Origin of the sequence: Comamonas thiooxydans, from assembly GCF_002157685.2 — a bacterium.
GTDB lineage: Bacteria > Pseudomonadota > Gammaproteobacteria > Burkholderiales > Burkholderiaceae_C > Comamonas > Comamonas testosteroni_H.
In genome coordinates, this window is the sequence record NZ_AP026738.1 from 209,293 (window position 1) to 232,690 (window position 23,398).

19 protein-coding genes are annotated in these 23,398 nt (G+C 65.7%); 6 read left to right on the forward strand and 13 right to left on the reverse strand.

Translation table 11 applies throughout. The features are described from left to right. Positions 1–144: 144 nt before the first annotated feature. Together CTR2_RS00910 and CTR2_RS00915 are read left to right on the forward strand one after the other, a co-directional pair. A complete protein-coding gene (locus tag CTR2_RS00910) occupies positions 145–2,271 on the forward strand; it encodes a PQQ-dependent dehydrogenase, methanol/ethanol family (RefSeq protein WP_087085452.1) in 2,127 nt (708 codons plus the stop codon). Between the two features lie 104 nt (positions 2,272–2,375). Continuing rightward, positions 2,376–3,806: an aldehyde dehydrogenase family protein gene (locus tag CTR2_RS00915; protein WP_087085451.1), complete on the forward strand. Its 1,431-nt coding sequence runs from the start codon at positions 2,376–2,378 to the stop codon at positions 3,804–3,806. A 55-nt stretch (positions 3,807–3,861) separates the two neighbouring features. On the opposite strand, the gene CTR2_RS00920 is transcribed toward CTR2_RS00915, so the two are convergent. From CTR2_RS00920 to CTR2_RS00960, 9 genes are all read right to left on the reverse strand, one after another. Next, positions 3,862–4,614, reverse strand: a complete 753-nt coding sequence (locus CTR2_RS00920) for a ProQ/FinO family protein (RefSeq protein WP_087085450.1) — start codon at positions 4,612–4,614, stop codon at positions 3,862–3,864. 76 nt (positions 4,615–4,690) lie between these two features. After that, complete coding sequence (gene glcF, locus CTR2_RS00925; protein WP_087085449.1) at positions 4,691–5,944, reverse strand: glycolate oxidase subunit GlcF; 1,254 nt, start codon at positions 5,942–5,944, stop codon at positions 4,691–4,693. Between the two features lie 18 nt (positions 5,945–5,962). Further along, positions 5,963–7,111, reverse strand: a complete 1,149-nt coding sequence (glcE, locus tag CTR2_RS00930) for a glycolate oxidase subunit GlcE (RefSeq protein WP_087085448.1) — start codon at positions 7,109–7,111, stop codon at positions 5,963–5,965. 132 nt (positions 7,112–7,243) lie between these two features. After that, positions 7,244–8,596: an ammonium transporter gene (locus tag CTR2_RS00935; RefSeq protein ID WP_087085447.1), complete on the reverse strand. Its 1,353-nt coding sequence runs from the start codon at positions 8,594–8,596 to the stop codon at positions 7,244–7,246. A gap of 39 nt (positions 8,597–8,635) precedes the next feature. Then, positions 8,636–8,974: a P-II family nitrogen regulator gene (gene glnK, locus CTR2_RS00940; protein WP_003059648.1), complete on the reverse strand. Its 339-nt coding sequence runs from the start codon at positions 8,972–8,974 to the stop codon at positions 8,636–8,638. 17 nt (positions 8,975–8,991) lie between these two features. Next, on the reverse strand, positions 8,992–9,744 hold the full coding sequence (locus CTR2_RS00945) for a TorF family putative porin (RefSeq protein ID WP_052057548.1): 753 nt from the start codon (positions 9,742–9,744) through the stop codon (positions 8,992–8,994). A 375-nt stretch (positions 9,745–10,119) separates the two neighbouring features. Further along, on the reverse strand, positions 10,120–11,448 hold the full coding sequence (locus CTR2_RS00950; protein ID WP_087085446.1) for a sulfatase family protein: 1,329 nt from the start codon (positions 11,446–11,448) through the stop codon (positions 10,120–10,122). Between the two features lie 113 nt (positions 11,449–11,561). Continuing rightward, a complete protein-coding gene (locus CTR2_RS00955) occupies positions 11,562–12,554 on the reverse strand; it encodes a Bug family tripartite tricarboxylate transporter substrate binding protein (protein WP_087085769.1) in 993 nt (330 codons plus the stop codon). A gap of 129 nt (positions 12,555–12,683) precedes the next feature. Continuing rightward, positions 12,684–13,655, reverse strand: coding sequence for a tripartite tricarboxylate transporter substrate binding protein (locus CTR2_RS00960; RefSeq protein ID WP_087085445.1), 972 nt, complete (start codon positions 13,653–13,655; stop codon positions 12,684–12,686). A 92-nt stretch (positions 13,656–13,747) separates the two neighbouring features. Between CTR2_RS00960 and CTR2_RS00965 the strand changes: the two genes are divergently transcribed. Together CTR2_RS00965 and CTR2_RS00970 are read left to right on the forward strand one after the other, a co-directional pair. After that, positions 13,748–14,296: a MarR family winged helix-turn-helix transcriptional regulator gene (locus CTR2_RS00965; protein WP_087085444.1), complete on the forward strand. Its 549-nt coding sequence runs from the start codon at positions 13,748–13,750 to the stop codon at positions 14,294–14,296. An 84-nt stretch (positions 14,297–14,380) separates the two neighbouring features. Continuing rightward, positions 14,381–15,919 (forward strand): YifB family Mg chelatase-like AAA ATPase, encoded by a 1,539-nt coding sequence (locus CTR2_RS00970; protein WP_087085443.1) that lies wholly within the window; start codon positions 14,381–14,383, stop codon positions 15,917–15,919. Positions 15,920–15,932: 13 nt separating this feature from the next. Here CTR2_RS00970 and CTR2_RS00975 read toward each other — a convergent pair whose 3' ends face one another. Then, positions 15,933–16,862 (reverse strand): LysR substrate-binding domain-containing protein, encoded by a 930-nt coding sequence (locus CTR2_RS00975; protein WP_087085442.1) that lies wholly within the window; start codon positions 16,860–16,862, stop codon positions 15,933–15,935. 110 nt (positions 16,863–16,972) lie between these two features. Here CTR2_RS00975 and CTR2_RS00980 point away from each other — a divergent pair, with 110 nt between their 5' ends. Next, entirely contained in the window at positions 16,973–18,154 is a 1,182-nt protein-coding gene (locus CTR2_RS00980; RefSeq protein WP_087085441.1) for a YbfB/YjiJ family MFS transporter, read from the forward strand. A gap of 34 nt (positions 18,155–18,188) precedes the next feature. Continuing rightward, positions 18,189–19,256: an NAD(P)H-dependent flavin oxidoreductase gene (locus tag CTR2_RS00985; RefSeq protein ID WP_087085440.1), complete on the forward strand. Its 1,068-nt coding sequence runs from the start codon at positions 18,189–18,191 to the stop codon at positions 19,254–19,256. 131 nt (positions 19,257–19,387) lie between these two features. On the opposite strand, the gene CTR2_RS00990 is transcribed toward CTR2_RS00985, so the two are convergent. The 3 genes from CTR2_RS00990 to CTR2_RS01000 are packed head-to-tail and all read right to left on the reverse strand — an operon-like array spanning position 19,388 to position 23,366. After that, on the reverse strand, positions 19,388–21,193 hold the full coding sequence (locus tag CTR2_RS00990) for a feruloyl-CoA synthase (RefSeq protein WP_087085439.1): 1,806 nt from the start codon (positions 21,191–21,193) through the stop codon (positions 19,388–19,390). A 20-nt stretch (positions 21,194–21,213) separates the two neighbouring features. Beyond that, a complete protein-coding gene (locus tag CTR2_RS00995; RefSeq protein WP_087085438.1) occupies positions 21,214–22,161 on the reverse strand; it encodes a 3-hydroxyacyl-CoA dehydrogenase NAD-binding domain-containing protein in 948 nt (315 codons plus the stop codon). Continuing rightward, positions 22,158–23,366: an ABC transporter substrate-binding protein gene (locus CTR2_RS01000; protein WP_087085437.1), complete on the reverse strand. Its 1,209-nt coding sequence runs from the start codon at positions 23,364–23,366 to the stop codon at positions 22,158–22,160. Before CTR2_RS01000 ends, CTR2_RS00995 begins: the two co-directional genes overlap by 4 nt. Positions 23,367–23,398: the final 32 nt, after the last annotated feature.

Here is a 23,398-nt window from a genome sequence, read left to right on the forward strand (position 1 = left end):
CGTTCATGTCATGTCCAGGCTGTCCGCAGGAGCGGTCAATGTGTTCCGCAATGGAACAGTTCGAGCCTGGGGAAATCCCGATCATGAAGAAAAACAGGCGATACACCATGCTTTGCGGCATAGAAATCACAACAGGAGACCTCGATGGAACGGCTGATCGACAACTCTCATGGACGGCCCGGTCGCATGGCCTGGATGCTGGCCGCCTGCCTGGGCAGCGCAGCGGCTTTCGCGCAAGCCGATCCTGCAGCGCAGGCTGCGGCCGCCGTGCAGCGCGTCGATGGCGCTTTCATCCGCGCCAATGCAGCCAAGACGCCTGACTGGCCCACCACCGGCGTGGACTATGCCGAGACCCGCTACAGCCGCCTCGATCAGATCAATGCCGCCAACGTCAAGGACCTGGGCCTGGCATGGTCGTACAACCTTGAATCCACGCGTGGCGTGGAGGCCACGCCTGTCGTCGTGGACGGCATCATGTACGTCAGCGCCTCGTGGAGCGTCGTGCACGCCATCGACACCCGTACCGGCCAGAGGATCTGGACCTATGACCCGCAGATCGACCGCAGCACCGGCTTCAAGGGGTGCTGCGACGTCGTCAACCGCGGCGTGGCGCTGTGGAAGGGCAAGGTCTATGTGGGTGCGTGGGACGGCCGCCTGATCGCGCTGGACGCGGCCACCGGCAAGGAGGTCTGGCACAAGAATACCTTCGAGGGGCAAAAGGGCTCGCTGACCATTACTGGCGCGCCGCGCGTGTTCAAGGGCAAGGTCATCATCGGCAACGGCGGCGCCGAATATGGCGTGCGCGGCTACATCACGGCCTATGACGCCGAGACCGGCGAGCAGAAATGGCGCTGGTTCAGCGTGCCCGGCGATCCGTCCAAACCCTTCGAGGACGAGTCCATGAAGCGCGCCGCCAAGACCTGGGACCCCAGCGGAAAATGGTGGGAAGCCGGTGGCGGCGGCACCATGTGGGACAGCATGACCTTCGATGCAGAGCTCAACACCATGTATGTGGGCACGGGCAACGGCTCGCCCTGGTCGCACAAGGTGCGCAGCCCCAAGGGCGGCGACAACCTGTATCTGGCCTCCATCGTGGCCCTGGACCCCGACACCGGCAAATACAAGTGGCACTACCAGGAAACACCGGGTGACAACTGGGACTACACCTCCACCCAGCCCATGATCCTGGCCGACATCAAGATCGCCGGCAAGCCGCGCAAGGTCATATTGCATGCGCCCAAGAACGGTTTCTTCTTCGTGCTCGATCGCACCAACGGCAAGTTCATTTCGGCCAAGAACTTCGTGCCCGTGAACTGGGCCAGCGGCTACGACAAGAACGGCAAGCCCATGAACATTGCCGCGGCACGCGACGGCAGCAAGCCCCATGACGCGGTTCCCGGCCCTTATGGCGCGCACAACTGGCACCCCATGTCTTTCAACCCCCAGACGGGTCTGGTGTATCTGCCTGCGCAGAACGTGCCCGTCAATCTGATGGACGACAAGAAGTGGGAGTTCAACCAGGCCGGACCGGGCAAGCCCCAGTCGGGCACCGGCTGGAACACGGCCAAGTTCTTCAATGCCGAGCCGCCCAAGAGCAAGCCCTTTGGCCGCCTGCTAGCCTGGGACCCCGTTGCGCAAAAGGCCGCCTGGAGCGTGGAGCATGTCTCGCCCTGGAACGGCGGTACGCTGACCACAGCGGGCAATGTGGTGTTCCAGGGCACGGCGGACGGCCGCCTCGTGGCCTATAACGCGACCAGCGGCGAAAAGCTGTGGGAAACGCCCACGGGCACTGGCGTGGTGGCCGCGCCCAGCACCTATATGGTGGACGGCAAGCAGTATGTCTCGGTGGCTGTGGGCTGGGGCGGTGTCTACGGCCTGGCTGCGCGCGCCACCGAGCGCCAGGGGCCGGGCACGGTCTATACCTTCGTCGTGGGCGGCAAGGCCAAGATGCCGGAATTCGTGGCCCAGCGCGCGGGCCAGCTGCTGCAGGGCGTGAAGTACGACTCTGCCAAGGTCGAGGCCGGCACCATGCTGTACGTGGCCAACTGCGTTTTCTGCCACGGCGTGCCGGGCGTGGACCGCGGCGGCAACATTCCCAATCTGGGCTATATGGATGCAAGCTATATCGAGAACCTGCCCAGCTTCGTCTTCAAGGGCCCGGCCATGGCGCGCGGCATGCCGGATTTCACGGGCAAGCTGTCGGGCGATGACGTGGAGTCCATCAAGGCCTTCATCCAGGGCACGGCGGACGCCATCCGGCCCAAGCCCTGAAGCCTGCACTTCGCCACGCCGGGCCGCCGGTGCGTCCGAGCCACGCACCGGCGGCCCCAGATCGCAAACCTCTTCTTTTGACTCGATACCAAGGAAATAGCCTCATGCAAGATCATCTGCAGTTCTATATCGACGGCCAATGGGTGAATCCGGTCAGCCCGCGCAGCTTGGAGGTCATCAATCCCTCCAACGAGCAAGCCATCGCCCGCATCAGCATGGGCTCGGCCGCCGACGTGGACAAGGCCGTGGCCGCCGCGCGTCGCGCCTTCGAGAGCTACTCGCGCACCAGCCGCGAAGAGCGCCTGGCCCTGCTGGCCAAGGTGCTGGAGGTCTACCAGCGCCGCTACGGCGACTTTGTGCAGACCATCTCGCAGGAGATGGGGGCGCCGCTGTGGCTGTCCAAGGCGGCACAGGCGGCGATGGGCGTGGCCCATCTGGGCTCCACCATCGAAGTCCTCAAGAACTTCGCCTTCGAACATGTGCAGGGCAGCACGGCCGTCGTGCATGAGCCCGTGGGCGTGGTCGGCATGATCACGCCCTGGAACTGGCCCATCAACCAGATCATGTGCAAGGTCGCCCCGGCCCTGGCCGCTGGCTGCACCATGGTGCTCAAGCCCTCGGAGGTTGCTCCGCTCAATGCCCTGCTCGTGGCCGAGGTACTGCACGAGGCGGGCGTGCCGCCCGGCGTCTTCAACCTCGTCAACGGCGACGGCCCGGGCGTGGGCGAGGCCATGTCCTCCCACCCCGGCATAGACATGATGACCTTCACCGGCTCCACGCGCGCGGGCATTGCCGTGGCCAAGGCCGCGGCCGACAGCGTCAAGCGTGTGGCCCAGGAACTGGGCGGCAAGTCCGCCAACATCGTGCTGGATGACGCCAACCTGCAAAAGGCCGTGACCCAGGGCGTGCAGGCGGTGCTGATGAACTCGGGCCAGAGCTGCAATGCGCCCACGCGCATGTTCGTGCCGCGCGCCCTGCATGGGCAGGCCGTGGAGATCGCCCATAGCGTCGCCGCAGCAGCGACCGTGGCCGATGCGCTGGCCGAGGGCATGCACATGGGCCCTGTGGTCAGCGAGGCGCAATGGGGCAAGATCCAGGCCCTGATCCGCAAGGGCATTGAAGAGGGCGCGACCCTGGTGGCAGGCGGTACAGGCCGCCCCGAGGGGCTGGCCCGGGGCTACTTTGTCAAACCCACGGTGTTTGCCGACGTGAGCAATGACATGACCATCGCGCGCGAGGAAATCTTCGGTCCCGTGCTGGTGATGATTCCCTACGATGACGAGGAAGACGCCATCCGCATGGCCAACGACACGGTGTACGGCCTCTCGGGCTATGTGCAATCGGGCAGCCTGGAGCGTGCGCGCCGCGTGGCCGCGCGCCTGCGCACAGGCATGGTCCACCTCAACGGTGCGGGGCCTGACTTCAATGCGCCGTTCGGCGGCTACAAGCAGTCAGGCAATGGCCGTGAATGGGGCGAGCACGGTTTCCGCGATTTCCTGGAAACCAAGGCCGTCATGGGCTACGGCGAGGCCTGATCTGTTCAAAATCAATAGCTGCCAACGCCCGTATGATGGGCATTGGTGGCTATTTTTATTGAATATTCTGCTGGCGGCGACGCGCGCGTTCCAGCTGCTGGGCGACCTGGCGAGGATTCATGCCGTACATCTCGGCGAACTCCTGCTCCGAAGTCTGGCCGCTGAGCTGGAAGGAGCGCAGCAGCGCCTCGTCCTTGGCGGTGCGGGCATCGGCCTCGGCCAGCGCATCGGCCACCAGGGCATTGGTCTTTTCGTCACGGCCCTGCACGCGCTCGGCATATTCCTCGCGCGTGAGACCGGAGGCTTCGTAGCCGACGACGATGCGGTTGCGCAGCTTGGGCGTCAGGTCTTCCTGCGTGCGCTGCTGGCGGCGGCGGAAGACTTCGATCAGCGCGTGGTGCACATGCTCGGGCAGTGTGGCTTCCACGGGCTGGCCGCTCAGGTCATGGCGCTGCTGGCCGCTGGCCATGGCGGCCAGATAGCGACCGGAGCGGGTGTGCTGCTGCAGAGCGCTCTTGAGCGCGTCCTTGTCCAGCTCCGGGTGGGCGGCCAGCAGGTCTTCAAAAATGCCGCGCTTGAAGGGCAGCAATTGCTCGCCGAACAGGGCCGGGTGCCACTGCGCCAGCTGCTCCAGCAAGGGGTGTTGCGGGCGTGCGGCCTGCGGGGCGGCTTTGGCTGCAGGAGCGGGGTTCTGGCGGCCACGGCCGCCACGGCGCGAGCGTGAGCCGGGCTGCGAGTCCTGCACGCTGTGCTGCGATGCCGCTTGCGAGGCTTTCTGCTCTTGTGATTCAGACACGATTTCAGTCATGGCAAAGCCCGTGGGCCTGGGAAAACAAAACCCCCAATCATGCCAGCATTGCAAACTGCAGTGGCATGCGGGGGTGTCAGCCGGTGGCCAGCGCCTGATCCAGCAGCTCCACCCAGTGCATGACCGGGACCTCGGTGCCGTTTTGCAGATGGACGATGCAGCCCATATTGGCCGAGAGAATCGCTGCGGGTTTTTCGGGGGCGAACGGCTCGTCCAGCGCGGCGATCTTGCGGTCACGCAACTGGTGCGAGATTTCGGGCTGCAGCACCGAGTAGGTACCTGCAGAGCCGCAGCACAGATGGGATTCGGTGCGCGCTACGCGCAGATCGAACCCTAGCTCGCGCAGGCCCGCTTCCACGCCGCCGCGCAGTTTCTGCCCATGCTGCAGCGTGCAGGGCGGGTGATAGGCCACGGGAGCCCGTGGCGCCGTGATGCGGTTCCTGAGCTTGTCCACCAGCTCGGGCAGCATGTCGGGCAGCAGTTCGCTGAGGTCGCGCGTCAGGGCGCTGATGCGCGCGGCCTTGTCGGCGTATTGCGGCTCCAGCCGCAGCAGATGACCGTATTCCTTGACGGTGACGCCACATCCCGAGGCGTTCATCACGATCGCCTCGACCTCGCCGCGCTCGACAAGCGGCCACCAGGCGTCAATATTGGCGCGCATCTGGGCCTTGCCGCCGTCCTGATCGTTGAGGTGGAACTTCACCGCGCCGCAGCAACCGGCCTTGTCGGCAATCACGGTCTGCACGCCCACGGCATCCAGCACGCGGGCTGTGGCGTAGTTGATGCGGGGCATCATGGCTGGTTGCACGCAGCCTGCCAGCAGCAGCACCTTGCGCGCATGCTCGCGCACGGGCCAGGCCCCGGCATCCTGGGCAGCCGGAATTTTTTCGCCCAGGGACTCCGGCAGCAGGCCTTTCACGGCGCGGCCCAGCTTCAGCGCGGGGGCGAACAGCGGGGAATTCATGCCCTCCTTGAGCAGCCAGCGCTGCAGCCTCTCGCCCGTGGGGCGTTCGACTTGTTCATCGACGATCTTGCGGCCGATATCGACCAGATGGCCGTACTGCACGCCGCTGGGGCAGGTGGATTCGCAGTTGCGGCAGGTCAGGCAGCGGTCCAGGTGCAGTTGCGTGGCCCGCGTGGGTGTTTGTCCTTCCAGCACCTGCTTGATCAGATAGATGCGGCCGCGCGGGCCGTCCAGCTCATCGCCCAGCGTCTGGTAGGTGGGGCAGGTGGCGGTGCAAAAACCGCAATGCACGCATTTGCGCAAGATGGCTTCGGCTTCCTGGCCTTCTGGCGTGGCACGGTATTCGGGCGCGAGATTGGTTTGCATGGGGTGCTGTCCTTGTTCTTACCAATGCGCCGAGAGACGGCCCACATTGAGAATGCCGGCGGGGTCGAATGCCTGCTTGAGCCGGGCATGCAGCTGTGCCGATGTGCGGCCTGCCGGGCTGGCCTGTGCATGAACATCAAGATCGCTGTTGGCGCTTGTCTGATTGGCGCCTTCAGCTCTGAAAAGAGAAGCGGACCCGCCGGCTGCCTGCGCGAGTTGCTGCAAGGCTGCGGCGGCCGAACGCGGGGCCTGCACCCAGCGCTGGGCGCCATGCCAGTCGATGAACGGGCCTGCTGCACCTTGCGGCAATGGCAGCGGCGCCGTGGTCGCGGGAACGGACAGACGCCACAGACAATGATCGGCAGCGCGCTGCTGGAACCAGGGCAGGCTCAGATCGCGGCTGGCGCTCCAGTCGGCGGCAACGGCATCGTTGTCCAGCCGCTCGCCGCCTAGGCGCAGCGTGGCTGCCTGAACGGCGGCGCGGGCGCCGCGCAGTCGCAGATACAGCGTGCCCTTGCCGTCTTCTTCCAGCCAGTTGCTGGCATTGAGCGGCAGAGGCTGGCCGCCCCAGTGATTGAGCCAGTCCAGCGCCTGCTCCTGGCTGCAGCCCTCAAAGCGCAGCGTGGCTTCGGCCGGAGCCACGGGCAGGACCTTGAGGCTGACCTCGGTGATCAGGCCCAGCGTGCCCCAACTGCCCGCCATCAGGCGCGAGACGTCATAGCCGGCCACATTCTTCATGACCTGGCCGCCGTAGCGCAGCAGCTCGCCCTGGCCGTTGATCATCTCCAGGCCCAGCACGAAATCGCGCACTGCGCCCACGCTGGCACGCGACGGGCCGGACAGGCCTGCGGCGACCATGCCGCCCACGGTGCTGGCGGCGCCGAAGTGCGGCGGCTCGAAAGCCAGGCACTGGCCCTGGCTGGCCAGCGTCGCCTCCAGCTCGGCCAGCGGCGTGCCGGCGCGAACGGTCACCACCAGCTCGCTGGGCTCGTAGCTGGCGATACCGCTGAGCGCGCGCGTGGACAGCGGCTCGCCCTGCAGACGCAGGCCGTAGAAGTCCTTGCTGCCACCGCCGCAGATGCGCAGCGGGGTCTTGTCACTGGCAGCGGCGCGAATGCGCTCGCCGAGCTGATTGATTTGGCTGGTGGCTGAATCCATGGCCTGCATGGTAGCCGGGGCGCCCCCTGGGCAGGAAGGCCTGGTCTTTGATTTTTTTGAAAAGCAGGCGTGAATAAAAAAGCCCCGCAGCTTGCACTGCGGGGCAACGTAATGAAACTGAACTTGCGAAGAGCCTGCCGCTTAGCGGGTGTAGGCCACCTCACCATGGGAAGTGATGTCCAGACCCTGGCGTTCGGACTCTTCCGAGACACGCAGACCCACGGTCAGATCGGCAATCTTGTAGGCCACGAAGGAGACCACGCCGGACCAGACGATGGTCACCAGCACGCTCTCGACCTGCACCCACAGCTGATGCGCCATGTTGTAGCCCTCGGGCTCGATACCGCCCAGGCCCTTGGCGCAGAACACGCCGGTCAGGATGGCACCCAGGATACCGCCGACGCCGTGGACGCCGAACACGTCGCAGACGTCGTCAACCTTGAGCAGGCGCTTGAGACCGGAGACGCCCCAGAAGCACAGGGGGCCTGCGATGATGCCCATGACGATGGAGCCCATGGGGCCGACGAAACCGGCGGCGGGCGTGATGGTCACCAGACCGGCCACGGCACCCGAGGCAGCGCCCAGCATGGAGGCCTTGCCACGCAGCAGCGCTTCGGCCACGATCCAGGAGATGGCAGCAGCGCCGGTCGCGAGGATGGTGTTGATGAAGGCCAGGCCGGCAGCGCCGTTGGCGGCACCGGCAGAGCCGGCGTTGAAGCCGAACCAGCCCACCCACAGCAGCGAAGCGCCCACCATGGTCAGCGTCAGGCTGTGAGGAGGCAGGGCTTCCTTGCCGAAGCCGATGCGCTTGCCCAGCATGTAGGCACCCACCAGACCGGCCACGGCGGCGTTGATGTGCACCACGGTGCCGCCCGCGAAGTCCAGCGCGCCATCGGCACCCAGCAGACCGCCACCCCACACCATGTGGGCCATGGGGATGTAGCTGAAGGTGAACCACAGCACGGAGAACACGATCACGGCCGCGAACTTGATGCGCTCGGCGAACGCTCCCACGATCAGCGCCACGGTGATGGCGGCGAAGGTGGACTGGAAGGCCACGAACACATATTCGGGGATGGTCTTGAGCATGGACGACAGCGTGTCAGGCGTGATGCCCATGAGGAACAGCTTGTCGAATCCCGCGAAGAACTTGCCCTCGCCGCCAAAGGCCAGCGAGTAGCCGTAGATGGCCCACAGCACGGTGATCAGCGAAAAGATCACGAAGACCTGGGCCAGCACGGACAGCATGTTCTTGCTGCGCACCAGGCCGCCGTAGAACAGTGCCAGCCCGGGGATGACCATCAGGATCACCAGCATGGTCGAGGTCAGCATCCAGGCGGTGTCACCGGCGCTCAGGGTGGGAACGGCCTCGGCCGCTGCTTCGGCCACAGGCGCTGCTGCGGCGGCAGCCGTTGCAGCTTCCTGGGCAAAGCCGGTGACGCCGGCAGCCAGCAGGCCCAGTCCCAGGCCTGCGCTCAATAGTTTCTTGATCATGGCAATCTTTCTCAAAACGGTTCCAGAGAGACTGGGCCTTTACAGGGCTGCGTCGCCGGTTTCTCCTGTACGGATACGGATCGACTGCTCCAGCGCCTGCACAAAAATCTTGCCGTCGCCGATCTTGCCGGTACGGGCTGCGCCCTCGATGGCGTCGATGGCGGCATCGACCAGGTCGTCGGCAATCGCGGCCTCGATCTTCAGCTTGGGCAGAAAGTCCACCACGTACTCGGCACCGCGGTACAGCTCGGTGTGACCCTTCTGACGGCCAAAGCCCTTGACTTCGGTCACGGTGATGCCTTGAACACCGATTTGGGAAAGAGCTTCACGCACTTCGTCGAGCTTGAAGGGTTTGATGATGGCAATCACCATTTTCATGACGTGCTCCTGAAAAATTAGAAAGTCTTGGAGAGCGTCAGGATCAGACGCGCCTTGTTCACATCGCCGAAGTAGGCCTTCTTGTTGGCGCCGGTCACCGCTGCAGCAGCAGAGAAGCCGTCGCCCAGGTCATAGGCACCACCCACGCTGTAGTCCACATAGTTGGGAACGCCCAGGTCCTTGATGTCGCTGGAGAAATGGGTGTAACCAACTGATGCTTTCAGTGTCACCTTGGGCATCACTTCCTGGCTGTAGGAGAACTGCAGATAACCGGTATTGCGACCCTTGAGGCCCGATCCCGCCTTGGCGCCGGCCCAGCCGAAGTAGTCCTTGGACACCGTGTGCGAGTACTTGGCCGTGAACGGGCCGTAGGTACCGGAGCCGTAGATCTCGGTGGTGTTGCCGTTGGCATTGCCCGAGTACACATAGGTCAGCATGCCCACGTCCCAGTCCACATCGGCGGCCTTGAACTTGTAGCCGCCGTAGAAGTCGGTTTCCAGCGAGTTGCCGGGCAGCCAGTCCACGGAGGAGTTCCAGTTGCCGACGTAGAAGCCACTGTCGCCGAACGTGTAGTCAAAACCACCTTGCAGCGCGGGCTTGACGGCCCTGGTGCGGCTGGCGTCCTGGTCCTGACCGCGGAACTTGTAGTTGGTGGTCAGGGCAACGTTGGCGGAGAGCTGGGCATGGGCCCACATGGGGGCGACAACGGCGCAGGCCAGGGCGGCAGTCTTGGCGAAAGTCTTGAAACGGCTTGCAGCGGGACTAGGCATTCAGGGTTCCTCCGGTTTGAAAATTTCGTGGCAAAAATCTCGGATGAACTGTCAAAGCACAGACCGTGCCAGTCTCTTTTAGCGCGATGGCCCCGCCTGTTTCCCATGCCCTGAAAGCAGGGGCCGGGCCAGAGGCGCCCGGTACAAAAAGCTACGAATTTTCACAATCACTGTGCGCAACTTTCGCCACCCCGACCATGGTCCGCATGTATTGCACCAATGCGGTGCGTTTTTGGCATGCACCGCCATGGCTCTGCTTTTTCCGGGCTTTTTGCACCAATCAGGGGACTGAGGGAGTGAGTACGTGCTCCCTGCTTGGGCGCCGGCAAAGAAAAAGCCCATCGACTGGGCGATGGGCTTGGGGTCGGCTGCAATTCAGAAGCTGGCCTGGGGCAGGTCTGCCTTGGTGAATACCAGCGAAACCTTGGCTTCCTGCGGAATCGGCGGCAAGTCCTGATTCCACAGCTCCCAGGCACTGCGCAGCTCGGCCAGCTTCCGGGGCTCACGGTCACGCAGATTGGCGCGCTCGCGTGGGTCGTTGCCGATGTGGAACAGGTACTCGATGCCCTCGATCTGCAGATATTTCCAGTCGCCGCGTATCAAGGCCTTTTGCTCGCGGTGCTTCATGCGCCAGGCCAGGTCGCGCCCGGGCATCCAGCTTTGATCCTGCATCAGGGGCAGCAGGCTGATGCCGTCCAGCGGATAGTCGGCATGCGCGACTACGCCCGCTGCAGCCAGGAAGGTGGCCGACCAGTCCATGGTCAGGCTGGGCGTGTCGCAGACGGCACCGGCCGTCATGCGCGCCGGCCAGCGTGCCAGCAAAGGCACGCGGATGCCGCCTTCGAGCAGGTCCATCTTCTGGCCCACGAAAGGCCAGGTATTGGAGAAGCGCTCGCCGCCGTTGTCGCTGGTGAAGACGATGAGCGTGTTCTCGCTCATGCCTTTTTCCTCCAGCGCATCCAGCAGCCAGCCTATGCCTTCGTCCATGTGATGGATCATGCGCTGATAGGTGTCTATGGAGCCGCCGTCGATATGCTTGCCCATGCCTTGCAGGCGTTCGGACTCGGCGCGGTCCTCGCGCGTCAGCCAGGGCCAGTGCGGCGCGCTGTAGTGCAGCGAGAGGTAGAAGGGCTGCTCGGCCGTCTGGCGCTTGACGAAGTCCACGGCGCGGCGGCTCAGCAGATCGGTCAGGTAGCCGTCTTCGGTGTGCGGCTCCTCGTTGTGCCAGAAGTCGGGACGCCCGCGCGGGTCGCAGTGGGCGAAGTAGTCGGCGCCGCCGGCATGAAAGCCGTAGAACTCCTCGTAGCCCGACAGGCGCGGGCCGAAATGCGGGGGGTAGCCCAGATGCCATTTGCCGACCAGGGCCGTGGCGTAGCCTGCATCGCGCAGCAGCGAGGCCACCGTGGGGTGATCGGGCGGCAGGCCCAGCACCTTGTCGCCATGCACGCTGGCGATGGGCTCTTCGGCTGCACCGCGCAGGCGATACTGCCAGCGGCCCGTGGCCAGCGCAAAGCGCGTGGGCGAGCACACCGAGGAGTTGGAGTAACCGCGCGTGAAGCGCAGGCCCTGGGCCGCCATGGCGTCCAGGCGCGGCGAGACGTCGGTGGCGTTGTTGTGCGCATCGCGCGCACCGGTGCAGCCCAGGTCGGCATAGCCGAGGTCATCGGCCAGGATGAAGATCAGATTGGGGCGGGAGTCGGTCATGGGAGAACGGGGAACATTCAAAAACAGGAGCTTCTATCGCTTGTTATGAAAAGATTTTGAATAGATTTGATGCTGAAAATGTCTGATGGCAAGCGATAAATGCTCCTCAAATATCAGGGCTTGAAGCCCGAGCGCTGCACCACGGGAGCCCATTGCGCGCGGTAGGCCTTGAGCATTTTTTCCGTGTCCTGCGCGCTGCTGACCACGGGCACCAGGTTGGAGGCGGCGAACTTGTGCTGCGTGTCGGCTTCCTTCATCACCTCCTGCACCAGCTGCGACAGGCGCTGCACCGTGGCCGGCGCCATGCTCTGCGGGGCGAACAAGGTGTTCCAGCCCGTGCCGATCAGGTTCACGCCCAGCTCCTTGAGCGTGGGAATGCCGGGCGCCATGGTGCTGCGGCGCTCGCCCGAGGTGGCCAGCACGCGCAGCTTGCCTGCTTCGTGCTGGGCAATCTGCGTGTCGAAAGTGTCCACGGCGATGGGGATCTGCCCGCCCATCAGATCGGTGAGCAGCGGGCCCGAGCCCTTGTAGCCCACGACCTCGACCGGCACCTTGGCGGCCTCGCCCAGCATCAGCGCGAAAAAGTGCGGCAGGCTGCCCGTGGCCGGCACGCCGAAATTGGCCTGCTGCGGATTGGCCTTGAGCCAGGCCAGCAGGTGCGGCAGCTCCTTCACGGGCACGGCGCTGGCCACGGCCAGACCGAACTCGTAGCGGTTGACCTCGCTGATGGGGCGGAAGTCCTTTTCCGGCTCGTAGCCGGAGTCCGGGAACACCAGCGGCGCCACCACCATCACGGCAGGATTGGCCAGCAGCACGGCGGGCTGGGAGGCGGGTGCGTTCTTCACGTACTGGGCCGACAGGCGGCCGCCCGCGCCGGGTTTGTTTTCCACGATCACCGGGCTGCCCAGCCGGGCCTGCAGCCGGTCGGCCACGATGCGCGCCACGCGGTCGGTGGCGCCACCGGGCGGATAGCCGACCACCATACGCAGCGGTGTCTTGTTGGGAAACAGGGCATGGGCCTCCTGGGCCTGCAGCGCGCCGCTGCCCAGCAATCCTGCGCTCAGGCCTAGCCCCGCCGCGAGCTTGCCGAAGATTCTTCTTTGCATCGTCATGTCTCTCCTGGTCTGTGACCCGAGCCGAGGGCTCACGCCATTTCTGATTGAAAAGCGGGCAGTGTAGGTGCGTGCCGGCACCGGCCTGAACCGCTCGGATGGCCGGCGTCCGGGCCTGCGGACTCAATCGGGTTTCAGATTGATCTTGCGAGCCAGCGCTTCCCATTTGTCGGAGATCTCGCGCACCCTGGCCTGGGCCTGCTCGGGACTGCTGCCCACCATCTCGATATCCACGGCCTTCACCCGTTCCTGCTGCTGCGGCGAGCGTATGGCGGCATCCATGGCTGCGAGAAAGCGCTTCTGGATCTCGGCAGGAACGCCCTTGGGAGCCGCCAGCAGCAGCCAGTAGGTGCCGTCGAAGTCGGGGTAGCCCGACTCGGCAATCGTGGGCAATGTCGGCAGCAGGGGCGAGCGCGTGCGCCCCGTGGTGGCCAGTGCGGTGACCCGGCCGCTCTGGATCTGGGGCAGCACCGTGGGGGCGGCCAGGAAGCCGCAGTCCACCTGACCGCCCATCAGATCCTGCATGGCCGGTGCCGGCCCCTTGTAGGGCACATGCACCATCTTCACGCCGGTGCCCGACAGCAGGGACTCCATGACCAGATGGCCGGGCGAGCCCGCGCCGCCGGTGGCATAGGTCAGCTCGCGCGCCTTGGCGGCTTCCAGCATGTCCTTGACGGACTTGAAGCCGAGGCCGGGGTTGCAGATCAGGGTCTGGGAGAACCTGGCGGCGGCGTTGAGCACCACGATGGCGTCGCTGGAGTAACCGATGTTCTTGTAGATATGCTTGTTGACGGTGAGCACCGGGTCCATGGCCCACAGCCAGGTGTAGCCGTCGGCTGGAGCTCGGGCGACCTCGGCCGCCCCGATATTGCCGTTGGCCCCGGCCCGGTTTTCCACGATCACGGCCTGGCCTAGCGCCTTTTGCACGGCCGCCGCCAGCGGACGCACGGCGATGTCGGAAGGGCCTGCGGGCGGTGTGGGAACGATGATGCGTATGGGCTTGGCGGGCCAGCTGTCGGCCGCATGAGCTGCCGTGAGCAGCGCGGCGGTCGCCAGCCCGGCCAGAGCGCTGCGGGCGATACGGGTGCAAGGCATGGTGTCTCCTGTCGTTTTCTTTGGAGCCACTGTAAGCAGTGACTCGATAATGGATCTAATCCATCATTCCTAGAGAAAACCCACAAAGACCCATGACCAAGGCGCAGTGCCACCCCTGGCGGCAACCGTCCGAGCTGGACGATCTGTTCCTCTACCATCTGGCCCGTCTGATGAGCTCGGCCGGAACCATGGTGGTGCGCCTGTGCGAGGGCGGCTTCGGCATCACCCGGCGCGAGTGGCGCATGATAGGACTGCTGGCCACCAAGGGCGCCATGCAGCCGTCCGGGCTCGCAGAGCTGGCACAGCTCGATCGCACGCGCACCTCGCGCACCATCTCCGCGTTGATTGCCAAGGGGCTGCTGCACAAGCAGGGTATGGCCGGCGACGGGCGCCAGGCCATGGTGCAGCTGACGGCCGCCGGGCTGGCGCTGCACGCCCAGCTGTTTCCGCAGATACAGGCGATCAATCAGGAGCTGCTCGGCGACGTCAGCGATGCCGAGCTTGAGGTGTTGTCGCAGGTCTTCGAGCGTGTGCGCACCAGGGCGGCGCTCATGCAGGAGCAGGGCAGCTTTCCCAAGGCCGAGCGCCGTCGTGGCCGGGCCGCGGGCAAACAGCCGGCCCGTGACGACGCCGCCAGCTGACGGCCTGTGCACATCCCTATTGCCTGTTTGAGCCGCTGGCGCATACGCTAGGCCCTACAGTCCGGCTTGAAGGGGAGGGGCGTGATGGGTCTGGCTCTGGTTCAAAGTCGTGCCTTGCTGGGCCTGCAGGCACCGGCCGTCACGGTGGAGGTTCATCTGGCCAACGGCCTGCCTTCGTTCACCCTGGTGGGCCTGGCGGATGTGGAGGTCAAGGAGGCGCGAGAGCGCGTGCGCGCGGCCATCGTCAATGCGGGGCTGGAGTTCCCGAACAACCAGCGCATCACTGTCAACCTGGCTCCGGCGGATCTGCCCAAGGACTCAGGTCGCTTTGACCTGCCGATAGCGCTGGGTATTCTGGCGGCCAGCGGGCAGATCGATGCACAGCGGCTCGCCGATTATGAGTTTGCAGGAGAGCTGTCCCTGACAGGTGCCCTGCGCCCGGTACGCGGGGCCCTGGCGACGGCACTGGCCCTGCAGCGTCAGCAACAGCGCGTGCGGCTGGTGCTGCCGCCGGACAGTGCGCAGGAGGCCGCCTTTGTGCCGGCTATCGAAGTCTTCGGCGCTGCGCATCTGCTGGATGTGGTCAGGCAGTTCATCGCCCATGACGCCACCCTGTCGGAGCAGGGCGATGGCGTGGAGGGCTGGCAGCGGGTGCACTCCAGACCTGCTGAAGCCTCTTTGCAGTCGCTGGATCTGCGCGAGGTGCGCGGTCAGATGCAGGCCAAGCGTGCTCTTGAAATTGCAGCTGCCGGCGCACATGGCGTGCTGATGATCGGCCCTCCGGGTTCGGGGAAATCCATGCTGGCCCAGCGCTTTGCGGGCTTGCTGCCTGGCATGACCGATGAGGAAGCGCTCGAAGCCGCAGCCATTGCCAGCCTCAGCGGTCGTTTCACGCCGCAGTTGTGGCGTCAGCGGCCGTTTGCCGCTCCCCATCACACGGCCAGCTCCATCGCGCTGGTCGGCGGCGGCTCTCCGCCCCGGCCTGGCGAAATCTCCTATGCCCATTGCGGGGCGCTGTTTCTCGACGAGTTGCCCGAGTTCGCGCGCAGCGCCCTGGAGGCCCTGCGCGAGCCGCTGGAGACCGGGCGCATCACCATCGTGCGGGCCGTGCAGAGGGCGGAGTTTCCGGCCCGTTTCCAGCTGGTGGCAGCCATGAACCCCTGTCCCTGCGGCTACTGGGGCTCGCGCGTGAGGGCCTGCCGCTGCTCGCCTGATCAGGTGGCACGTTATCAGGCTCGTATCAGCGGACCCTTGCTGGACCGTATCGATCTGCATGTTGAGGTGGCGGCACTGTCGCCCGAGGAGCTGCTGGCAGCGCCCGAAGGGGAGAGCAGCGCTGCCGTGCAGCAACGTGTGAGTGCCGCCAGAGACAAGGCCTTGCAACGCCAGGGCCTGCCCAATCATCAGTTGCAGGGGGTGCAGCTCGACACGCATCTGCAGCTGGAGCCCGAGGCGCTGACCTTCGCGCACAAGGCTGCAGCGCGCCTTGGCTGGTCGGCGCGCGGCACGCACCGGGCCTTGAAGGTGGCGCGAACCATTGCCGATCTGGCGGACTCGGATGCCATCACGCAAGCCCATCTGGCCGAGGCATTGCAATACCGCCGCGCGCTGATGCAGCCGTGATGTCCTGCCGCCCTCAGGCGGCAAGAGCCAGCGCCACGGGCTGTGCCTGTGTGGCATGTGGATGGACACCCAGTACCTGCGCAAATGCATGCAGTGCCGGCGACCAGCCTTGTACGGCAGCAGTCACAAAACAGGTGTCGACAAAGGCCAGCTCCTGTCCGCTCTTGCCTGGCAGAGTCATCCAGTGCACACCAAAGCGCTGCTGCTGGGCTTCGACCAGCGAGCGCGACAGCAGCGCATAGCCCATACCGGCCGCCACGCAGCCGAGGATGGTGTCCAGCATGCCCAGCTCCATGATGCGTACCGCCGTCACACCCATAGAGGCCATCAGCAGCTCGATCCGCTGGCGGTAACTGCAGCCCTGGCGAAAGGCCAGAAACACGGAGCTGCTGAACTCTGCGGCGGTGGGGAAACGCGTCAGCGGCTGTCCGCTGACCAGCACCAGCTCTTCACGAAATACCGGCCAGGATTGCAGCTCGTTTTGTGGGGCTGCACCGTTGATGAAGGCACAGTCGATGCGACCGGCAGCCAGCTCCATCAGCAATGCGGCGCTGGGCTGGGCGTCCAGCTCCAGGTCGATACCCGGATGCTGCCTGCGCAACTCGGCCAGCAGTGGCGGCAGACGCAGTGCGGCCGTGGTTTCCATCGAGCCTATGCGCAAGGCGCCTTTGACCTGGCCGGCTGCAAATTGCGGGGTTTGCAGCATGGCCAGCACCTGGTCATGCGACTGCAGCATCTGCCGCGCAGACTCCAGCAGCGTACGCCCGGCCGGAGTGGGAAAGACCGGGTTGGCCCGCATCAGCAGCTGAACGCCTGCTTCGTCCTCGAGCTTTTTGATATGGGCCGTGACATTGGATTGCACGGTGTGCAGCCGCTGGGCAGCGGCGCCAAAGCTGCCGCTTTCGCAGACGGCTTCGAACATGCGCAGGGATTTGAGTTGCATAGACGGCTCCAATATCTTGAATTGAGATGCAAGTCATCATTTTGAATCATTGGACATGATCGAGTCGCAGCGTTTAGGCTTGATGCCAATTTCCCTCCGGAACCCGAGCTGTGATCGAACGCAAAGAACTTCCCCTGCTGTTGACCGGCTTCATGGCCACCCTGAGCGGCGTCGGCCTGGCTCGTTTCGCCTATACCGCGCTGATGCCGCAGATGGTGCATGCGGGCTGGTTCAGCGGCGAGCAGGTGGCTTATCTGGGCGCAGCCAATCTGCTGGGCTATCTGATCGGCGCCCTGATCGCAGCGCCGCTGGCCGAGCGCATGGGTGCGCTGCGCGTGCTGGTGATCTGCTGGGTGGCCGTGATGCTCAGCTTTGCGGGCTGCAGCCTGCCCCAGCCCATGGCCCTGTTCTTTGTCTGGCGGCTGATCTCGGGCATTGCCGGGGCCGCGTTGATGGTGCTGGGCCCGTCGGTGGCCATGGCTGCAGCCGCGCCGCAGCGCCGTGCCACGCTGGGTCCGCTGATGTTCTGCGGCATTGGCGTGGGTGCCTTGCTGGCCGCCACCCTGGTGCCCATGTTTGCGCGCAGCAGCCTGAGCGCCGTCTGGTGGGCGCTGACGGCGCTGTCTGCGCTGGCGCTTTACAGCGGCTGGCATGCTGCGCGCCGGATCCAGCTGCATGCGCCGGTGGCGGTCCAGCCCACGGCGACGGCCGCAACCTCCGGCGCAACCCCGTGGAGCCTGGCGGTGGTTCTGGTGCTGGTCGCCTATGCCTGCGACGCCTTCGGCTTTGTGCCGCACACCGTGTTCTGGGTGGACTACCTGGATCGCGAGCTGCAACTGGGCGGCGCCTATGCATCGACGCAATGGGCATTCTTCGGGCTTGGAGCGATGGTCGGGCCGCTGTGTGCGGCCTACTGTGCCACGCGCTGGGGCTGGTGGGGTACGACCACGGGCGCCTATGCTGTCAAGGCCGTGGCCATCGGCCTGCCGCTGGCCTGGGCCGGTTTCGGCGGTCATGCGCTGTCGGGCTTTCTGGTGGGGGCGCTGTCGCCAGGCATGGCGGCCATCACCTCGGGCTATCTGATGCAGCTGATCGGCCCCGGCCAGCACAAGAAAATGTGGGGCTATGCCACGGCGGCGTTTGCGCTGTTGCAGGCCAGCTCCGGCTATCTGATGGCATTCGTCTACGCCAGCAGCGGCAGCTATCGCCAGCTGTTCGTGCTGGGCTGCGCGGCGCTGGGCCTGGGGGCGCTGCTGGTGGCTTCAAGCCGCCTGGCCCGCACTGCGCAATGATCAGGATCGAGATGTGACAACCGGGAGACGCACGATGAGCAAACTACCTTTGTGGATGACAGGCCTGGGCCTGCAGCATCCCATCATTCAGGCCCCGATGGCCGGGACCTCGACCCCGCAGCTGGCAGCTGCCGTGAGCAATGCATCGGCCCTGGGCTCGGTCGGCATAGGCGCCTATGGCCTTGAGCAGGCACGTCAGCACATCGAGCAGACGCGTGCGCTGACCGACCGTCCTTTCAACGTCAACCTCTTCTGTCATCGTGCACCGGCAGCAGATGCAGAGCGCGAAGCACAGTGGCTGCGCTATCTGGCGCCGGAGTTCGAGCGCTACGGCGCGTCCGCGCCGCCGGGCCTGCGCTGCATCTACGAGTCCGCGCAGGGCAATGCGCGATTGCAGGCCATGGTGCTGGAGCTGCGTCCCGCCGTGGTGAGCTTTCATTTCGGCCTGCCGGAGCAGAGCTTTGTCGATGCCTTGCGCGCCGCCGGCATCACCATGCTGGCCTGCGCCACCAGTCTCGATGAGGCGCGCCAGATCGAGCAGGCCGGGGTGGATGTGATCGTGGCCCAGGGCATGGAGGCGGGCGGTCATCGCGGCGCCTTCGTGCCAGAGCAGGACACTCTGATGGGGACTTTGGCGCTGGTGCGGCTGCTGGCGCGCGAGTCCCGCCTGCCCGTGGTCGCCGCAGGCGGCATCATGGACGGTGCCGGCATTGCTGCCGCTTTGCAGTTGGGAGCCTGTGCCGCGCAGATGGGTACGGCCTTCATCCTCTGCCCCGAGTCCGCAGCCAGCCCGGCCTACCGCGCCGAGCTGCAAAGCGATAGCGCGCAGCACACGGCCATCACCGCGGCCATTTCCGGGCGTCCTGCGCGCGGCATGTTCAACCGTCTGCACCAGCTGGGACGAGACTATGCGGGAGCACTGCCCGCCTATCCCATGGTGTATGACGCGGGCAAGGCGCTGCACCAGGCAGCCAGCGCGCAAGGCAGCAGCGACTATGCCGCGCACTGGGCCGGTCAGGGCGCACCGCTGGCTCGCGCCATGCCCGCAGCCGAACTCGTGCGCACGCTGGCGCAGGAGCTGGAGCAGGCGGAGCACGCCTGACCGGGCTTGAGCGGATATGCGGTGCGCCTGGAGCAAGCATCTGATTTGATAGCTGTCATCGCTTGTAATGCTTCAAATATGGATTGTTTGCGCCAAGATTTGAATACTGACTTGCGATGACTGCTATGGTTTCAGCTGTTGCAGCGAATGACCGATGCATCCTTTGACGCGAACAGACGTCGCACCGCATCGGCGCGCCGCGTTAGCACCGCGCGCTGGTTGACGTAGCCCTTGTCGGTGATCTCTCCGGCCTCCGCATCCGGCGGATCGGCCAGGACCAGCGCGCAGCCGGGGCTTTGCGAGCTGCCCGCGCCTGCGTTGCGCTGCTCATGCATCACGCGGCGCAGCGCCTGTGCCAGGGCTTCGGGGGCGGCAGCGCCCGCAGGCGTGGCAAATACCAGCAGGCCCAGCTCGTCACGGTCGTGGCCTGCGATGACGATGTCCTGCACCCATGGCGCCAGGCGCGACACCAGTTCCACGCGCAGCGTTCCCACCGAGACCCAGGTGCCGCTGGAGAGCTTGAAATCCTCGGCCACGCGGCCGTTGAAGATGACGCCGCGCTCGGGCCGCAGCTCGTCCACGACGAAGCCGGCGTCGCCTATGCGGTAATAGCCTTCCTCGTCGAAGGCCGCAGCCGTTTCGCGCGGTGCGTCGCGGTAGCCGGGGAACACCGACACGCCCTTGACACGCATTTCCTGCTTGCTGCCGTTGGGCACGAACTTGAGCTCCAGCCCGGGCAGCGGCGCACCTATGCAGCCTGCGCCGTCGAGTTGCCAGTGGGCCGAGGTGATCGCGGGCGAGGTCTCGGTGCAACCCCAGGACGTGGTCAGCCACAGGGGGCGGCCCGGGCGCACGCGCTGGGCCACCGCCTCCAGCCGCTTCCAGGTCGAGGGGGCCAGAGCCGCAGCCGCGTAGAAGGCCAGGCGAAGGCGCGAGAGCATGTCCGCCGCCAGCGTGTCGTCGGCCTCCATCAGCGGCAGCACCATGTCGAAGCCGCGCGGCACGTTGAACCACAGCGTGGGCCGAACTTCACGCAGATTGCGCACCGTCTTCTCGATCAGACCCGGTGCGGGCCGGCCCTCGTCGATGTAAAGCGTGCCGCCGTGTGCCATTACCAGATGCAGGTTGTGGTTGCCGCCGAAGGTGTGGCTCCAGGGCAGCCAGTCCACGAGCACGGGCTTTTCCTGCTCCAGGAAGCGCCAGGTCTGCGCCATTTGCTGCTGGTTGGCGCACAGCATGCGGTGGGTGTTGATGACGACCTTGGGCGTTCCTGTGGAGCCCGAGGTCAGCAGGTATTTGGCATGCGTGTCGGGCGCGATGCCCTCATAGGCGGTGCGCACGGCGGCCGTCTCGGGTCTGGCCATGAGCGCCTGGAAATCCAGCCCGCCGGGCCAGTGCTGTGCATGCGCGCTGAAGACGCAGGGCACGCGGGTTTCGCAGGCCGCCAGCGCCGGTCCGTACACGCGCGCGTCCGATGCGTAGATCAGCGCAGGCTGCAGTGCCTGAAGCATCTGGCGCAGCCGTCCGAAGTCGCGCGCCGTGCGCGAGTAGGCACTGGACAGCGAGCAGGCTGCCCGGCCCACGTGCATGGCGGCCAGCATCAGCACCGCGTGATCTATGGCGTTGTCCGACAATATGACCACCGGGCCGGACTGCAGATCCAGGTCCAGCAACCCCTGGGCTGAGCGCCCCACGGCCTCGCGCAGCTCGCTCCAGTTCAGCTGGCGCCAGCCACTGCCGTCGGGCGTGCGCTCGGCCAGGGCCGGCGCCTCGGGGGTCTCGCGCGCCCAGCGTTCCAGCCACTCGCCCACGCAACGTGCATAGGGCTTGAGCGCCACGGGTGATCGCAGCACGAAGCTGCCGTCGTCGGAATCGATGCGCAGGCTGCACGGCGGGGCGACCTGCTGCGGGTCGGACAGGAAGTCTATGGCTTGCATGCATGCTCCTCCATGTGGGCTCAGAACAGCGAGCCCTGGGCCTTGGCCCGTATCAGGTCGGTCAGCAGTTCGTCGCGCGTGCGCTCCAGCTCCTCCTCGCGACGCATGCCGCGCGCCTCGGCCACGCCCTGCACCACACTGTCCTTGAGCGCCGCTGTCATGGCCGGATTGCCAAGATCGCGCCACCAGCTTTCGATGGGGCCGCCCAGGTGCTCCAGCAGATGCTGCATGCCGCCCTGTCCGCCAGACAGATGCAGGTTCATGAATGGCCCCATCAGCGCCCAGCGCAGGCCGGGGCCGTGGGCGATGGCCGTGTCAATGTCGCTGACGCTGGCTACCCCCTGGTCAACGAGGTGAAAGGCCTCGCGCCACAGCGCGGCCTGCAGGCGGTTGGCGATGTGGCCAGCGATCTCGCGCCGCACATGAATGGGGCGCTTGCCCAGCGCTGCGTAGAAGTCCATGGCACGCTGGATGCTGTCTGGCGAGGTGGCATCGCCACCACCCACTTCCACCAGCGGGATCAGGTGCGGCGGATTGAAGGGATGACCCAGAACCACGCGCTGCGGCGTCTTGCAGCGTACCTGCATACCGCTGACCGGCAGACCCGAGCTGCTGCTGGCCAGCAGTACCTGCGGCGGCGTGGCCGCGTCCATGCGCGCATAGAGGTCAGCCTTGAAGTCGGCGCGCTCGGGGCCGCTTTCCTGCACGAAGTCGCAGCCGTCCAGCGCACGCTCAAGTTCGGCGTCGAAGCGCAGGCGTTCGGGCGATGCTCCATCCGCCAGCCCCATGCGTTGCATGGTCGGCCAGTGGCGCTGCACCGCTTCGCGCAGGCGCTGCTCGGCGCCGGGTGCGGGATCGGTGGCCGTCACATCCAGGCCGCGCGCCAGGAAGAACGCAGCCCAGCTGGCACCGATCACGCCGGTGCCGACCACGGCCACGTGCCGTATCGCGGGTGCGGCCGCGCTCATGATGTCTTCCATTGCGCGCAGCGTGTCTCGGCGCGTGTGGTCCAGGCGGCTTCGCCACGGATGGTTTCGACCACCTTGTAGTAGTCCCAGGGCTCTCTGGATTCGGCTGGCGTCTTCACCTGCATCAGATGCATGTCATGCACCATCAGGCCGTCGGCGCGCAGCCAGCCGTCCTTGACGAACATGTCGTTGAAACGGGTCTTCCTGAGCTGTTCCATCACCTTGGTGCCATCGTCCGTGCCCGCGGCCTGCACGGCCTTGAGGTACTGCAGCGTGGCGGAGTAGTCGCCCGCATGGAAGGAGGTGGGCATGCGCTTGTGCTTGTCGAAGAAGCGCCGCGCCCATGCGCTGGCCTCGGGGCTCTGGTTCCAGTACCAGCTGTCGGTGAGATACATGCCCTGTGCCGTCTTCAGGCCCAGGGCGTGCACGTCTTGAATGGTGATGATCATGCCCGCCAGCTTCATCTTCTGCGCCAGTCCGAATTCCGCCGCCGATTTGATGGCGTTGACCGTGTCGCCGCCCGCGTTGGCCAGGGCCAGTACATCGGGTTTGGCCGCCAGAGCCTGCAGCATGAAGGACGAGAAGTCGCTGGCGCCCAGCGGGTGCTTGACCGCCCCGGCCACGTTGCCGCCGCCGGCTTCGAGCACCTTGGCAGCATCGGCCTGAAGCGCATTGCCGAAGGCATAGTCGGCCGTCACGAAGAACCAGCGCTTGCCGCCGCTCTTGAGCACGGCGCTGGCCGTTCCGCGAGCCATGGCCACTGTGTCGTAGGCATACATGACCGTGTAGGGCGAGCACTGCTCGTTGGTGAGGCTGGAAGCACCCGAGCCGACCACGAAATAGGGCTTGCGCTTATCGCGCGCCACGCCCGCCATGGCAATGGCCGCGCCCGAGTTCACGCCGCCGATCAGCATGTCGAAGCGTTCCACGTCGAACCATTGGCGCGCCTTGGCGGCGGCGATGTCGGCCTTGTTCTGGTGGTCTGCCGCCACCAGCTCGATCTTCTTGCCGTTGATGGCGCCGCCCATGTCGGCGATGGCCATGCGTATGGCCTCTGCGCCAGCCGGTCCGTCGTAGTCGCGGTACACGCCCGACATGTCGCTGATGAAGCCTATGCGTATCACATCGTCCGAAATCTGAGCTGCTGCCGTGGCCGCGCCGGCCAGCGTCACGGCGCCGGCCAGGGCCTTGCATGCGAAGTTCATGATGCTGTCTCCTCGTTGTTTTGCGAACTGAG

Excerpts from the sequence above, each read along its gene's own strand:
- glcF (WP_087085449.1), bottom strand. The coding sequence starts at position 5,944 with ATGCAAACCAATCTCGCGCCCGAATACCGTGCCACGCCAGAAGGCCAG.
- CTR2_RS01000 (WP_087085437.1), bottom strand. The coding sequence starts at position 23,366 with ATGAACTTCGCATGCAAGGCCCTGGCCGGCGCCGTGACGCTGGCCGGC.
- glnK (WP_003059648.1), bottom strand. The coding sequence starts at position 8,974 with ATGAAAATGGTGATTGCCATCATCAAACCCTTCAAGCTCGACGAAGTG.
- CTR2_RS00915 (WP_087085451.1), top strand. The coding sequence starts at position 2,376 with ATGCAAGATCATCTGCAGTTCTATATCGACGGCCAATGGGTGAATCCG.
- CTR2_RS00975 (WP_087085442.1), bottom strand. The coding sequence starts at position 16,862 with ATGCAACTCAAATCCCTGCGCATGTTCGAAGCCGTCTGCGAAAGCGGC.
- CTR2_RS00955 (WP_087085769.1), bottom strand. The coding sequence starts at position 12,554 with ATGCAAAGAAGAATCTTCGGCAAGCTCGCGGCGGGGCTAGGCCTGAGC.
- CTR2_RS00960 (WP_087085445.1), bottom strand. The coding sequence starts at position 13,655 with ATGCCTTGCACCCGTATCGCCCGCAGCGCTCTGGCCGGGCTGGCGACC.
- CTR2_RS00970 (WP_087085443.1), top strand. The coding sequence starts at position 14,381 with ATGGGTCTGGCTCTGGTTCAAAGTCGTGCCTTGCTGGGCCTGCAGGCA.
- CTR2_RS00965 (WP_087085444.1), top strand. The coding sequence starts at position 13,748 with ATGACCAAGGCGCAGTGCCACCCCTGGCGGCAACCGTCCGAGCTGGAC.
- CTR2_RS00920 (WP_087085450.1), bottom strand. The coding sequence starts at position 4,614 with ATGACTGAAATCGTGTCTGAATCACAAGAGCAGAAAGCCTCGCAAGCG.
- glcE (WP_087085448.1), bottom strand. The coding sequence starts at position 7,111 with ATGCAGGCCATGGATTCAGCCACCAGCCAAATCAATCAGCTCGGCGAG.
- CTR2_RS00950 (WP_087085446.1), bottom strand. The coding sequence starts at position 11,448 with ATGACCGACTCCCGCCCCAATCTGATCTTCATCCTGGCCGATGACCTC.
- CTR2_RS00985 (WP_087085440.1), top strand. The coding sequence starts at position 18,189 with ATGAGCAAACTACCTTTGTGGATGACAGGCCTGGGCCTGCAGCATCCC.
- CTR2_RS00990 (WP_087085439.1), bottom strand. The coding sequence starts at position 21,193 with ATGCAAGCCATAGACTTCCTGTCCGACCCGCAGCAGGTCGCCCCGCCG.
- CTR2_RS00935 (WP_087085447.1), bottom strand. The coding sequence starts at position 8,596 with ATGATCAAGAAACTATTGAGCGCAGGCCTGGGACTGGGCCTGCTGGCT.
- CTR2_RS00995 (WP_087085438.1), bottom strand. The coding sequence starts at position 22,161 with ATGAGCGCGGCCGCACCCGCGATACGGCACGTGGCCGTGGTCGGCACC.
- CTR2_RS00945 (WP_052057548.1), bottom strand. The coding sequence starts at position 9,744 with ATGCCTAGTCCCGCTGCAAGCCGTTTCAAGACTTTCGCCAAGACTGCC.
- CTR2_RS00910 (WP_087085452.1), top strand. The coding sequence starts at position 145 with ATGGAACGGCTGATCGACAACTCTCATGGACGGCCCGGTCGCATGGCC.